Origin of the sequence: Kitasatospora dryopteridis, assembly GCF_050749075.1 — a bacterium.
GTDB lineage: Bacteria > Actinomycetota > Actinomycetes > Streptomycetales > Streptomycetaceae > Kitasatospora.
On sequence record NZ_CP192749.1, the window covers coordinates 5,356,724 to 5,370,458 of the forward strand.

The window sequence follows — 13,735 nt, forward strand, 5'->3', positions numbered from 1 at the left end:
GACGGGCAGAATCCGACATTCCACTCATATGGTGAAGATTCAGTCACACTTTCCGGAGCTGATGCTGTCCGGAGCCGGCACCGCCCCGGGCGCTGCGGCCCCGGTCCGGACGGACGAGCGGAGGCCGCGATGGAACCGGGCACCCCGGCCGCCGAGCACACGTCCCGCAGACGCCGCCGGTTCCTCGAACTGATCCTGGCCATGCTGCTCGTCGCCCTGATCGTCGGCGGCGCCGTCCCGTACGTCTCCGGGCCCGGCCGCTCCTACCTCAGCTACCTGGTGCTCGCCGACCGGCAGGACGCCGAGGGCGCCGAGCACGCCGCCGAACAGGCCCGGGCCGCCGGCGGCCGCGTCGTCCAGGGCTACCCGCAGATCGGCGCCGTGCTCGCCTACGCCACCGGCGGCTTCGCCCAGCGGCTGCGCACCAAGCCCGGGATAGCCGCCGTCGGCGCCACCCGCACCGCCACCGTCCCCAGCCCGCCCGGCCCGCTCACCGGCGCCGACTTCCGCCGCAGCCAGGAGGGCGCACCCGCCTCCGACGCCGCCGAGGGCAACCTCGCCGACCCGCGCGAGGAGGACGACTGGAACCTCGCCATGATCGGCGCCGCCGACCCGCTGCCCGCCTCCTCCGCCCTGCTGCGCAGCGCCTCGGACCGGTCCGGCACCCCGCTCGCGCCCACCCCGGCCGCACTGGGCGGCGTGCTCGTCGCGGTGCTCGACTCCGGGGTCGACGACACCCATCCGGACCTGCGCGACGCCGTCGACCCGCGCGCCTCCGTCTCCTGCGCCGACGGCCGGCCCGACGCCCGCTACGGCGCCTGGCGGCCCGACGAGGGGGTCTCCGAGAGCGGCCACGGCACGCACGTCGCCGGGATCGTCGGCGCCGCCCGGGACGGCCACGGCGTGACCGGCGTCGCCCCCGGTGTGCGGATCGCGGCCGTCCGCCTGCTCGGCCCGCTCGGCCAGTACTACGCCGAGAACATCGTCTGCGGGATGCTCTGGGCCGCCGACCACGGCGCCCGGGCGATCAACGACAGCTACTTCGCCGACCCGTGGAAGTACAACTGCCCCGAGGACCCGGACCAGGCCGCACTCACCCGGGCCGTCGCCAGGGCCGTCGCCTACGCGCAGAGCCGCGGTTCCGTCGTGGTCGCCTCGGCCGGCAACGACGGCCAGGACCTCCAGGCCGACCGGATCGACCGGCGCAGCCCCAACGACCGCACCTCCGGGCCGGCCCAGGACCGCTACCTCGGCACCGAGTGCATCCGCCTCCCCGGCGAACTGCCCGGCGTGGTCACCGTCAGCGCCGTGGACCGCTCCGGAGTGCCGGCCGGCTACACCAACTACGGCCTCGGCCGGGTCTCGCTGGCCGCACCCGGCGGCGACCCCGACGGCGGCCCCGAGGGCGCGGTCGTCTCCGACTGGCCCGGCGACCGCTACGCCGCGCTGGCCGGTACCTCGATGGCCGCCGCCCACGTCACCGGCGCCGTCGCGGTGGTCGCCGCCGAGCACCCCGGCTGGGGGTCGCAGGAGATCACCGCGCACCTCGCCGCGACCGCCGCCGCCAACTGCCCGCCCGGCCCCGACACCTGCGGTGACCGGCGCTTCTACGGCGCCGGCGTGCTGGCGCTGCCGTAGGAGCGGGCCTCGGCCGGTCCGGTCCGGGGCCTTCGGAGGCGCGTCCCGGCGCCGTTGTGGTCGGGGATACTTGGCGCATGAGGCTGACCGAGTTCTGGCGACGGATGAACGAGCACTTCGGCGAGGCGTACGCGGAGTCGTTCGCGCAGGACCACGTGATGAGCGAGCTCGGCGGCCGCACGGTGCACCAGGCGCTGGACTCCGGGTGGGAGGCCAAGGACGTCTGGCGGGTGGTCTGCCTGAACCAGGGGGTCTCCGCGCAGCTGCGCTGAGCCACCGGCCCGCCCGGGGCGGGTCCTGTCGGCCGTCCGATGGGCGAGACTGGGCGGGTGGAAAGCAGCCGAGAGCCCGACAGCCCGGAGAGCCGCCGCCCGGCACCCGAACCCGCCGAACCCCACAGCACCCGGCCCGCCACCGGCCCCGCGGCCGCCCGCAGACCCCAGTTGCGGGGCGGCGCCATGCCGCGCTGGCTGCCGAAGGCCATGGTGCTCGCGCTGGTGCTGGTCGGCGTGTTCCAGCTCGCGGACTGGGCCTTCCACCAGCTGATCGACCTGTTCGTGATGCTGATCGTGGCCTTCTTCCTGTCGCTGGCGATGGAGCCGGCGGTGGACCGGATGGCGGCCCGCGGCGTGCGCCGCGGTCTCGGCACCTTCCTGGTGTTCATCGCGGTGGTCGTCGCCGTGGCCGGCTTCCTCGCCGCCCTCGGCACCCTGCTGGTCGACCAGGTCACCCGGGTCGCCGGGGAGTTGCCGCACCTGCTGGAGAACCTGATCGGCTGGATCAACCGGACGTTCCATCAGGAGCTTTCGCTGGACGAGCTCCAGCGGCGGGTGCTCAAGGACTCGGGCACCGTCGAGAAGTACGCCCAGCAGGCGGCCGGCAACGTCTGGGGCGTCTCCAGCACCGTCATCGGCGGCCTGTTCCAGTTCTTCACCGTCGGCCTGTTCAGCTTCTACTTCACCGCCGACGGCCCGCGGGTGCGCCGCACCGTCTGCTCGCTGCTGCCGCCCGCGAAGCAGGCCGAGGTGCTGCGGGCCTGGGAGATCGCGCTGGCCAAGACCGGCGGTTACCTCTACTCCCGGGCGCTGCTGGCGCTGATCTCCACCCTCGCGCACTGGCTGGTGTTCCAGATCATCGGCCTGCCGTACGCGGCCGCGCTGGCCGTGTGGGTCGGCGTGATGTCGCAGTTCGTGCCGACCATCGGCACCTACATCGCGGGCGCGCTGCCGGTGCTGGTCGCGCTGACCGGGCAGCCGGTGGACGCGGTGTGGGCGCTCGCCTTCGTCATCGTGTACCAGCAGATCGAGAACTACCTGCTGCACCCGAGGATCACCGCGCGGACGGTGGACGTGCACCCCGCGGTGGCCTTCGGCTCGGTGATCGCCGGAGCGGCGCTGCTCGGCGCGGTCGGCGCCCTGATCGCGATCCCGGCGGCGGCCACCCTGCAGGGATTCGTCGGCACCTACGTGCGCCGCTACGAGGTGACCACCGACCCGCGGATCGACCGCGGCGAGGAGCGCAAGGAACGCCGGGAGCGCAGGCGGCAGGCCGCGCGCCGTCTGCGGCGCATGATGCGGAGCGGATCTTCGGACGAATCCGCAGGCCGGGACCGGGACGGAGGATCGGAGTAGGAGGAGTCGCGGAATTCGAACGATTGTTCTCTATACTCGGCAGCGGCGAGTTTTCCACAGGCGTGGCCCGGTCCGGGTCGATTGTCGGTGGGACGCGCTAGCGTCAAGGACGATGAAGCGCACAGCACAGAACCCGAGGGTGGAAGCCATGGCAGGTACGGACAAGGAGAAGGCGCTCGAGACGGCACTCGCCCAGATCGAGCGACAGTTCGGCAAGGGCTCGGTGATGCGCCTGGGCGAGAAGGCCAACGAGCCCATCGACGTGATCCCGACCGGCTCCACCGCGCTGGACGTCGCCCTCGGTGTCGGCGGCATCCCGCGCGGCCGAGTGATCGAGATCTACGGCCCCGAGTCCTCCGGCAAGACCACGCTGACCCTGCACCTGGCCGCCAACGCCCAGAGGGCCGGAGGCACCGTCGCCTTCGTCGACGCCGAGCACGCCCTCGACCCCGAGTACGCCAAGAAGCTCGGCGTCGACACCGACGCCCTGCTGGTCAGCCAGCCGGACACCGGCGAGCAGGCCCTGGAGATCACCGACATGCTGATCCGCTCCGGCGCGATCGACCTGGTGATCATCGACTCGGTCGCGGCCCTCGTCCCGCGCGCCGAGATCGAGGGCGAGATGGGCGACTCGCACGTCGGCCTGCAGGCCCGGCTCATGAGCCAGGCCCTGCGCAAGATCGCCGGTGCGCTCAACCAGTCGAACACCACCGCCGTCTTCATCAACCAGCTCCGCGAGAAGATCGGCGTCATGTTCGGCTCCCCGGAGACCACGACCGGTGGCCGGGCGCTGAAGTTCTACGCCTCGGTGCGTCTGGACATCCGCCGCATCGAGACCCTGAAGGACGGCACCGAGGCGGTCGGCAACCGCACCCGCGTCAAGGTCGTCAAGAACAAGGTCGCCGCCCCGTTCAAGCAGGCCGAGTTCGACATCCTCTACGGCGTCGGCATCAGCCGCGAGGGCGGCCTGATCGACATGGGCGTCGAGCACGGCTTCATCCGCAAGTCCGGTGCCTGGTACACCTACGAGGGCGACCAGCTCGGCCAGGGCAAGGAGAACGCCCGCAACTTCCTGCGCGACAACCCGCAGCTCGCCGACGAGATCGAGCGGAAGATCAAGGGCAAGCTCGGCATCGGCCCCAAGACCGAGGAGCCGGCCGCCGCCGCGGCGCCCGCCGCCGCCGAGGCACCGGCACCGGCGCCGGCCACCAAGACCGCCGCCAAGAAGACGGCGGCCGCCGCCAAGGCCTGATCCGCCGATGCACATCCCCGACCGCCCATCGGGCTCGGCCGCACCCGCCGCCGAGCCCGATGACGCCGGCCCTCCCGACTGGTTCGCAGCCGTCGCCCTCCCCGAGGACGAGGAGCCGGAAGCCTTCCGACCGGCCCGGACCGACGGCGAGGACGACGCCGCTGCGCCGGGCCTCACCGACGTGCCCGGTCTGCGCACCGCCTCCGCACTGCCCACCGGCCGCCGCCGGCGGCGCAGCGCGCTCACGCCCGAGGAGGGCGGCCTCCCCGGTGAGGGCGACCTCTCCGGCGAGCCCCTCCCGCCGCGCGGCCGGGGTGGCCGCGGCAGCGAGCCGCCGGCCCGCCCCGGCGGGCGCCGCCGCACCCGGGCCGAGCGCACCGAGGGCGGAGCCGTGCGCCGGGCCGAGGAGGAGGCCGACCCGGCCTCCCGGGCCCGTGACATCTGCCTGCGCCTGCTCACCGGCAGCTCCCGCACCCGCAAGCAACTGGCCGACGCCCTGCGCAAGCGCGAGATTCCCGACGAGGTCGCCGAGGAGGTGCTCTCCCGCTTCGAGGAGGTCGGCCTGATCGACGACGCCGCGTTCGCCGCGGCCTGGGTGGACGCCCGGCACGCCCATCGCGGGCTGGCCCGCCGGGCCCTCGCCCAGGAGCTGCGCACCCGCGGCGTCTCCGGTGACCTCGTGGAGCAGGCGCTGGCCAGGGTGGATCACGACGACGAGGCGGAGGCCGCCCGCGCCCTGGTCGACCGGAAGCTCCGCACCACCCGCGGCCTGGAGCCGCAGATCCGCACCCGGCGCCTGATCGCCATGCTGGCCCGCCGCGGCTACTCGGAGGGCCTCGCCCACCGCGTCGTCCGGGAGGCGCTGGGGGAGGAGAGTGAAGGCCTCGGCGAGGAATGGTGACGGATCATCAGTCATCGGCATCAACTCTCGATCGCATCTTGACCGTTTCGTAACCTGCGCTTAGCCTCGCAAGCAGTGAGGGATCACTTCGATCGCGCTACGGGCAGCCGTGCGCAGGATCGGTCGGAGTCGGTTCCGCGTGTCACCCCCGGTCCCCGGCAGTTCCCTCACCGCCGCATCGACACAGCGCGCAGGGACGGGGATTGGGGCCGGCATGAGGATCGCGATGGGCACCGGATCGGTCGCGTCGCTGCTGCTGACCGGCGTACTCTGCCTCGTTCTGGCGCTCACCTGGCTGATGATCCGCCGCCTGCAGGCCGCCCAGCGCCGCGCCGTCGGGGAGGCCGAGCGGGCCCGCGGCTGGGCCGAGACCCAGGCCGCCCAGCTCCGCGCCGAACTCGACCGCCGCGAGGAGCGGCTGACCGAGGAACTGCGCCGGCTGCGCGCCCAGGAGGACGAACTCGACCGCCGCGCCGCCGAACTGGAGCGCTCCCGCACCGGCCTCGCCGAACTGGAGGCGGACCGCCGCCTCGCCCTGGAGACGGCCGCCGGGCTGACCGCCGCCCGCGCACGGGAGGAACTCGTCCGCACCGTCGAGGGCGAGGCCCGCCGCGAGGCCGCCGTGACCGTCCGGGAGATCGAGCGCCGGGCGAAGACCGAGGGCGACCAGCGGGCCCGGGAGATCATCGCCGGTTCGATCCAGCGGCTGGCGGCCGAGCACACCGCCGAGACCGTCGTCACCTCCTTCAAGCTGCCCAACGAGGACATGAAGGGCCGGGTGATCGGCCGCGAGGGCCGCAACATCCGCGCCTTCGAGGCGGTCACCGGCGTCAACCTGATCGTCGACGACACCCCCGAGCTCGTCCAGCTCTCCTGCTTCGACCCGGTACGCCGGGAGGCCGCCCGGCTCACCCTGGAGGCGCTCACCGCGGACGGCCGGATCAACCCGCTGCGGATCGAGGAGGTCCACGAGCGCAGCCGCGCCGAGGTCGAGCGCCTCTGCGTCCGCGCCGGCGAGGACGCCCTGCTCGCGGTGCAGCTCGACGGCATGGAGCCCGAGCTCGTCCGGACCCTCGGCACCCTGCGCTACCGCACCTCGTACGGGCAGAACGTGCTCGGGCACCTGGTGGAGTCGGCGCACATCGCCGGCATGATGGCGGCCGAACTCGGCGTCGACCGGGAGCTGGTGAAGCGTTCGGCGCTGCTGCACGACATCGGCAAGGCGCTCAGCCACGAGCTGCCCGGCAGCCATGCCGCGATCGGGGCCGAGTTCGCCCGCCGGCACGGCGAGTCCGCGGAGGTGGTGCACGCCATCGAGGCGCACCACGGGGAGGTCGAGCCGAAGACCGTGGAGGCGGTGCTCACCCAGGCCGCCGACGCCTGCTCCGGCGGCCGCCCGGGCGCCCGCCGGGAGTCGCTGGAGGCGTACGTCCGGCGGCTGGAGCGGCTGGAGGAGATCGCCCGCTCGCACGACGGCGTGTCCAAGGTCTTCGCGATGCAGGCCGGGCGGGAGGTGCGGGTGATGGTCCAGCCGGAGAAGGTGGACGACCTGCGGGCCCAGACGATCGCCCGGGAGGTCGCCCGCCAGGTGCGCGAGGAGCTGACCTACCCGGGCCAGATACGGATCACCGTGGTGCGGGAGAGCCGGGCGACCGAGTTCGCCCGCTGAGCCGGGCCGCCGCGGCGGTGTGACGGCCGGTCGGCGGCCCGGCGGGCGCCGGTCAGCGCCGTGCGGCGTTGTCCCGGGCGGCGTCCTCCCGCGGTGCCTGCACGTCATGGCCGGCCCGCCCGGCCGGTGGACGGCCGCCTCCTGCGCGGTGCCCGAGTGCTCCGTACCGGCCCGTCCCGCGTCCTTGGCAGTGCCCGCGGTGAGCGGGGCCGGTCCGCCGCGGGCGGCGTCGGCGAGGCTGTGCAGTTCATCGGCGCGGCAGCCCTGGGTGGTGCCGACCAGGTGCCCGTCCGGGCGCACCAGCAGCACGGTGTGCGGCTCCGCCCCCGGGTACTCCTCGGTGACCAGCACCTCGGTGGGGACGGGCAGGGCGGCGGCGACCTCGGTGAGCCGCGGCATCAGGCCGGCGCCCAGCCAGTGCCGGGAGGACCAGACGGCGGTGCCGGGGGCGACCAGCACCAGCAGGAAGCCCAGGCCGAGCCGGGCGCGCAGCCGGTCGGGGGTGCCCTCGGTGGTGACCACCGGCAGGTCGGGGACCTGGACGCCGGAGGCGGTCGCGGGCAGCAGCTCGGTGAGCGTGGTGCCGCGGCCCGGTCCGCGCGGGACGGGCGTCCGGCCGGCCTCCCCGGCCGGGGCGGCCGGGTAGGCGGGGGCGCCGCCGAAGCGTCCGGTGCCGAGCTGGCCGTCGGCGAGCAGCGGGGCGTGCTTGCGGAAGGAGCCGGTGAACAGCGAGCGCCGGGTCTGCTGCCAGCCGCGCAGCGGGCGGAGCAGCGGCATGGTCTGGTCGACGGCGCGCAGCCGGGCGCCGACGGCGCCGCGGCGTTCGGCCTCGTAGCCGTCCAGCACGGCTTCGCCGTTCTGCGGGCCGCCGGCCTGGCGGTGCCAGGCGAGGGCGAGCCGCCAGGCGAGGTTGTCGGCGTCGCGCAGGCCGTCGACGAGGTTCTGCATGCCGAGGGCGCCGTGCAGGTGGGCGGCGTCGCCGGCGAGGAAGCAGCGGCCGGAGCGGAAGCGGGCGGCGAGCCGTTGCTGGGCGGTGTGGTCGGCGGCGGCGAGCAGTTCGTACGTGGGCAGTTCGCCGCACCAGCCGGTGAGGGCGGACTTGACCCGGGTGAGCAGGGTGTCGCCGGTGACGATGCCGGGCCAGGTGGCGTGCGGGTCGACCGGTTCGGTGGGGGCGGGGCGGCCGGGGGGCAGCCGCCAGTCGAGGCGCCAGAGGCCGTCGGGGAGCGGGCGGGCGGAGGCCTCGCGGTCGCCGCGCCACGGGGGTTCGCGGTGCAGCCGGGCCTCGCCGGGGAAGGGCAGGTCGACCCGGACGGTGGCGACCGCGTGGCGGTCGACGGCCGGGCGTCCGGGGAAGCGGATCTTCAGCAGTTTGCGGACGGTGGAGCGGGCGCCGTCGCAGCCGACCAGGTGGCTGCCGCGCCACCAGGTGGCGGCGCCGTCCCGGGTGCCGGTGGTGCGGACGCCGACGCCGTCCCGGTCCTGTTCGAGCTCGACGACGCGGGTGAGCGGGACGAGCTGGATCAGCGGGGTCGCGGTGACGGCGTCGCGCAGGCCGCGCTGCAGCCGGTGCTGCGCGAGGTGCAGCACCGGCTCCTCGCCGAGCGGGATGTGCAGGACCTCGGCGCGGCGCCGCCAGACGGTGAAGGCGTCCCAGCGGGCCGCGTCGGAGGCGGCCCTGCTGTAGCCGAGCCGTTCGAGCAGGGCGGTGGTGTCGGCGCCGAGGACGACCGTCCGGGGGCTCTCCGGGCACAGGCCCGCACCCTCGTCGAGGACGATGCTGGGCACCTCGTGCCGGGCCAGTGCCAGGGCCGTGGACAGCCCGACCGGCCCGGCTCCGACCACGATCACCGGATCCACGAGGGGACCTCCGGGCGTGCGGGATCAGCATGTGCCGCGCGGGTGGTCCCTGGTGGTGTCACGAACAGCAATGCAACAGATCACCGGGGTTGCCGTCAAGCAGCAGCAGGTGTGCGCCGGTTCGCGCCGCGGCGGCCACGCGCCTCGAGCCACTTCGCGAGGGCGGTGAGCGCCAGGCACAGACCGATGTAGAGCGTGCCGACCACGATCACCACCGGGATGTACGGGTAGCCCGTGGAGTTGCTGGCGATCAGCTTGCCGGCGTAGAGCAGCTCGGGGTAGGTGATGACGAAGCCGAGCGAGGTGTCCTTGAGGGTCACCACCAGCTGCCCGATGATGGCCGGGAGCATCGCCTTGACGGCCTGCGGCACCAGGACCGTCCCCATCGTCTGGGTCTTGCGCAGGCCCAGCGCGTACGCGGCCTCGCCCTGCCCGCGGGGCACCGCGAGGATGCCGGTACGGATGACCTCGGCCTGGACGGAGCCGTTGTAGAGGGTGAGTCCGAGGACGAGGGCCCACATCGGCTGCGACGGGAACACCGCGTGGTACAGCGCGAAGATCATGATGAGCAGCGGCATCGCGCGGAAGAACTCGACCACGGCCGTGCACACCGTGCGCACCGGCCGGTGGTCGGAGAGCCGGCCGACGGCGAGCAGACCGCCGAGCACGATCGAGGCCACACCGGCGATGCCGAAGGCCTTGAGGGTGGACAGCATGCCTTCGAAGATGCGTTCCTGGACGGCCTTGTACTGGAACGGCTCCCACAGCTCGGCGTCGAACTGTCCGGCGCCGGCGAGCTTGGCGCCGGCGTACCAGAACAGGCCGGCGATGCCGAGCAGGGCCAGGACGCCGAACAGCCGGTAGCGGAACCGGGCCTTGGGGCCGGGGGTGTCGTAGAGGACGGTCGCGGTGGCGGTGCGGGTGCTCATCGGGCCACCGCCAGGCGGCTCTCCAGGACACGGAACAGGGTGCCGACGGTGAAGCTGACCAGCAGGTACGCCAGCGCCACCCAGAAGAAGATCGCGAAGATGGCGTACCCCTTGTCGCTCAGAGTCGCCTGCACGCTGTAGAGCTCGGAGACGCTGAACGCGCCGGCGATCGCCGAGTTCCTGGGCAGGGCGATGAAGATGCTGCTCATCGGCGGCAGCACGGTACGGGCCGCCTGCGGCAGCACGATCTGGACGAGCGTCTGGCCGAAGGTCATGCCCAGGCTGCGGGCGGCCTCGGCCTGGCCGAACGGCACCGTGTTGATGCCCGAGCGCAGCACCTCGCAGACGAACGAGCCGGTGTACGAGCTCAGCGCGATCACCGCGAAGGTGAAGTTGTCGAAGTGCACGTCCAGGCGCGGCAGTCCGAAGACCACCGCGAAGAACAGCAGGGTCAGCGGGGTGTTGCGGAAGGTGTTCACCCATACGGTGCCGAACACCCGCAGCGCCGGGACCGGGGAGACCCGGAAGGCCGCCAGCACGGTGCCGAGCAGCAGCGCGAACAGTGCGCTCACCGCGCTCAGCTCGATCGTCTGCAGAAAACCGTCGCGGAAGAGTGCGAAGTTGTCGTCCTCGAACAGAATGCCCACGCCGGCGGCCCTCCTCTCTGTGGTCGTTCAGCCGGGTCGGTACCCGGCCCGGTTCAGCGCCCGGCTCAGTAGCGCTCGAGCGCCGGGATCGCCGGGGCGGCCGCACCGGACAGGCCGAGGGTGGCGTCGTACGCCTTCTTCCAGTCGCCGTTGTCCTGGTGGGCCTTCAGCGCGTTGCTGATGGCATCGCGCAGCACCTTGTCGTCGTGGTTGAGGCCGACGCCGTACTTCTCGGTGGAGAAGGTCTTGCCGACCACCTTGAGCTTGCCGGCGTTCTTGGCGCCGAAGCCCTTGAGGATCGCGTCGTCGGTGGTGACCGCGTCGACCTCGCCGGTCAGCAGCTTGTCCACGCACTGGGCGTAGGTGTCGTACTGGACGACCTTCTTGCCCTCGCCGACGTACTTCTCGATCTGCTTCACCGAGGTGGAGCCGGTGACCGAGCAGACGTTCTTGCCCTTGACCGACTCCGGGCCGGTGATGTCGGTGTTGTCCTTCTTCACCAGCAGGTCCTGGCCGGCGATGTAGTACGGGCCGGCGAAGGACACGTCGGCCTTGCGCTTGTCGTTGATGCTGTAGGTGCCGACGTAGTAGTCGAGGCCGCCGCCCTTGATCTCCGTCTCGCGGTTGGCCGACACGACGGTCTTCCAGGCGATCTGGTCGGGCGAGAAGCCGAGGTCGGCGGCGACCATCTTGGCGATCTCGATGTCGAAGCCGTTGCGGGTGTTGGTGGTCAGGTCCTCGAAGCCGAGGAACGGCTGGTCCGCCTTGGCGCCGATGGTGAGCTTGCCCTTGGCCTTGGCCGCCTTCCAGACCGGCGAACCCTCGAGGTTGGCGGACTTGTTGACGGTGTAGGTGGGCAGCGTCGGGGCGGCCGCGTCGGAGCCGGCGGCCGGCGAGCCCTCCTTGCCGCAGGCGGCGACGGCGGTCAGCGCGAGTACCGACAGGGCGGCGGCGATGGTACGACGAGTCCTCATGAGGGTTGGCTCTCCTCGGTTGTGGCCACCGGACGACCGGGGCGTTGGGCGGGACCTTCCGTGACTGCGGCCGGGCACCCCGTCGGGCCCGGCCGTGACTGATCGGCGCGCTGGGGGCGCCGGTCGGCTCAGTGGCTGAGGATCTTGGACAGGAAGTCCTTGGCGCGGTCGGTGCGCGGGGCGGTGAAGAACGCGTCGGGGGTGTTCTCCTCGACGATCCGGCCGTCCGCCATGAACAGCACCCGGTTGGCCGCGGAGCGGGCGAAGCCCATCTCGTGCGTGACGACGACCATCGTCATGCCGTCGGCGGCCAGTTGGCGCATGACCTCCAGCACCTCGGTGACCATCTCCGGGTCGAGCGCGGAGGTGGGCTCGTCGAAGAGCATCACCTTGGGCTTCATCGCCAGTGCGCGGGCGATCGCCACGCGCTGCTGCTGGCCGCCGGAGAGCTGCGCCGGGTACTTGTCTGCCTGTGCGCCGACGCCGACCCGCTCCAGCAGGGTGCGGGCGGTGGCCTCGGCCTCGGCGCGCGGCACCTTGCGCACCTTCACCTGGGCGAGGACGACGTTCTCCAGCACCGTCTTGTGCGCGAACAGGTTGAAGCTCTGGAACACCATGCCCACCTCGGCGCGCAGCCGGGCCAGCTCCTTGCCCTCGGCGGGCAGCGGGTGGCCGTCGAGGGTGATGGTGCCCGAGTCGATCGTCTCCAGACGGTTGATCGTCCGGCAGAGCGTCGACTTGCCCGAGCCGGACGGGCCGATCAGCACCACGACCTCACCCTGGCGGATGCTCAGGTCGATGTCCTGGAGGACGTGGAGGGCGCCGTAGTGCTTGTTGACCTTGTCCAGCACCACCAGCGGAGCCTGGCCGGCCACGGCACCGGTGACGGCTTTCTCGGTCATCGCGCGCGCTCCTCGTCTCTGACCCAGGGTGAACTCCCTTGGGACGCAGTGCTGGTGTTGCAAGTTGGTGCCGGGGGCCGGAGCCGGCGGAGCCCGCAGCCCCCGGTGGGCAGACCATAGGAGCCCCGACGATGCCATGTCAGTCGATCTGAGCGGAACTTGAGGATCACGATCCGGCCACGCATTCCGCCGGTGCCCTGCTCGGAGCCGTGCCGGGGCCCTGTTCCCCGCGCCGCTGCCGGCCGGGCGGCCCCTCCGCCACCGGCCGGGGCCGGCGGCCCGCGTGCCGTGCACCCGGGATCGCGGCAGCTCCGGGACGGTTCCGCGGGAGCCCCCCGGCAGCTCCGGCACTGTCCCCCGGAAGGGGGTGCGGAGGTCCTGCCGCGGCTCGCGGCGCGTCCGCGGCGGACGGGCCGTGCGGGCCCGTCCGGGCCGGTGGTACCGCGGCCCCTGCGGCGAACGGCACAATACTCCGAACCGCGCGGCCATACCGGTGCGGCCGGGAGCCCGGCACACTGGCCGGACAGGCCTGTGCGGCAACGGGAGAAAAAGGAGGTACCGGATGCGACTGCTGCTCGTCGAGGACGACGACCGCGTCGCCGCCGCGCTCACCGCTGTCCTGGGCCGGCACGGCTTCCAGGTCAAGCACGCGCGCAGCGGGCACGAGGCGCTGGACGCCCTCGTTCCCGACGGCAACGATCCGTTCCGGGTGGTGCTGCTCGACCTCGGGCTGCCCGACCGGGACGGCTTCGAGGTGTGCAGCCGGATCAGGGCGGGCAGCGGCGTACCGGTGATCATGGTCACCGCCCGCGCCGACATCCGCTCCCGCATCCACGGCCTCAACCTCGGCGCGGACGACTACATCACCAAGCCGTACGACATGGGCGAACTGCTCGCCCGCATCCACGCCGTCGCCCGCCGCGGCCTGCCCGCGACCCCCGCCGGCACGGCCGAGCCGGCCGGCGGCCCGCTGGAGTCCCGCGGGATCGTCATCGACCGCGAACGCCGCCGGGTCAGCGTGCACGGCCGCGACGTCCCGCTCACCCGCAAGGAGTTCGACCTGCTCGCCCTCCTCGCGCAGAGCCCCGGCGTCGTCTACCGCCGCGAGCAGATCTTCAGCGAGGTCTGGCGCAGCGGATGGGAGGGCAACGGCCGCACCCTGGAGGTGCACATCGGCTCGCTGCGCACCAAGCTCGGCCTGCCCGGCCTGGTCGAGGCCGTCCGCGGCGTCGGCTACCGGCTCATCCCGGAACAGCCCGCCGACACCCCCGACACCGCCCCGCAGCCCCCCGCCGCGGACGGCGCCGCCCCCGGCACCGCGGAGCGCTGACC

At 73.2% G+C, this 13,735-nt stretch carries 11 protein-coding genes and 1 pseudogene; 7 read left to right on the forward strand and 5 right to left on the reverse strand.

Annotated elements, in window-relative coordinates:
- Window positions 1-129: 129 nt before the first annotated feature.
- The 6 genes from ACQ614_RS24260 to rny all read left to right on the forward strand — a co-directional run bounded on the left by ACQ614_RS24260 (window position 130) and on the right by rny (window position 7,091).
- On the forward strand, window positions 130-1,638 hold the full coding sequence (locus tag ACQ614_RS24260) for a S8 family peptidase (RefSeq protein WP_431680755.1): 1,509 nt from the start codon (window positions 130-132) through the stop codon (window positions 1,636-1,638).
- 77 nt (window positions 1,639-1,715) lie between these two features.
- Complete coding sequence (locus ACQ614_RS24265; RefSeq protein ID WP_431680756.1) at window positions 1,716-1,910, forward strand: DUF3046 domain-containing protein; 195 nt, start codon at window positions 1,716-1,718, stop codon at window positions 1,908-1,910.
- Window positions 1,911-1,967: 57 nt separating this feature from the next.
- Window positions 1,968-3,269: an AI-2E family transporter gene (locus ACQ614_RS24270; RefSeq protein ID WP_431680758.1), complete on the forward strand. Its 1,302-nt coding sequence runs from the start codon at window positions 1,968-1,970 to the stop codon at window positions 3,267-3,269.
- Between the two features lie 148 nt (window positions 3,270-3,417).
- A complete protein-coding gene (recA, locus tag ACQ614_RS24275; protein ID WP_431680760.1) occupies window positions 3,418-4,521 on the forward strand; it encodes a recombinase RecA in 1,104 nt (367 codons plus the stop codon).
- A gap of 7 nt (window positions 4,522-4,528) precedes the next feature.
- A complete protein-coding gene (locus ACQ614_RS24280) occupies window positions 4,529-5,422 on the forward strand; it encodes a regulatory protein RecX (protein ID WP_431680762.1) in 894 nt (297 codons plus the stop codon).
- A gap of 214 nt (window positions 5,423-5,636) precedes the next feature.
- Window positions 5,637-7,091, forward strand: a complete 1,455-nt coding sequence (gene rny, locus ACQ614_RS24285; protein WP_431680763.1) for a ribonuclease Y — start codon at window positions 5,637-5,639, stop codon at window positions 7,089-7,091.
- An 867-nt stretch (window positions 7,092-7,958) separates the two neighbouring features.
- Here rny and ACQ614_RS24290 read toward each other — a convergent pair.
- From ACQ614_RS24290 to ACQ614_RS24310, 5 genes and pseudogenes are all read right to left on the reverse strand, one after another.
- Window positions 7,959-8,951 (reverse strand): annotated as a pseudogene (locus tag ACQ614_RS24290) (FAD-dependent monooxygenase); the annotation flags it as partial.
- 95 nt (window positions 8,952-9,046) lie between these two features.
- The gene (locus tag ACQ614_RS24295; protein ID WP_431680764.1) at window positions 9,047-9,880 is read right to left on the reverse strand and encodes an amino acid ABC transporter permease; all 834 of its coding nucleotides are present in this window, start codon (window positions 9,878-9,880) and stop codon (window positions 9,047-9,049) included.
- A complete protein-coding gene (locus ACQ614_RS24300) occupies window positions 9,877-10,527 on the reverse strand; it encodes an amino acid ABC transporter permease (RefSeq protein ID WP_431680766.1) in 651 nt (216 codons plus the stop codon). Before ACQ614_RS24300 ends, ACQ614_RS24295 begins: the two co-directional genes overlap by 4 nt.
- Window positions 10,528-10,592: 65 nt before the next feature.
- Window positions 10,593-11,501, reverse strand: coding sequence for a glutamate ABC transporter substrate-binding protein (locus tag ACQ614_RS24305; protein ID WP_431680768.1), 909 nt, complete (start codon window positions 11,499-11,501; stop codon window positions 10,593-10,595).
- Window positions 11,502-11,629: 128 nt separating this feature from the next.
- On the reverse strand, window positions 11,630-12,403 hold the full coding sequence (locus tag ACQ614_RS24310; protein WP_431680769.1) for an amino acid ABC transporter ATP-binding protein: 774 nt from the start codon (window positions 12,401-12,403) through the stop codon (window positions 11,630-11,632).
- Window positions 12,404-12,965: 562 nt separating this feature from the next.
- Here ACQ614_RS24310 and ACQ614_RS24315 point away from each other — a divergent pair.
- Entirely contained in the window at window positions 12,966-13,733 is a 768-nt protein-coding gene (locus ACQ614_RS24315) for a response regulator transcription factor (protein WP_431680770.1), read from the forward strand.
- Window positions 13,734-13,735 lie beyond the last annotated feature (2 nt).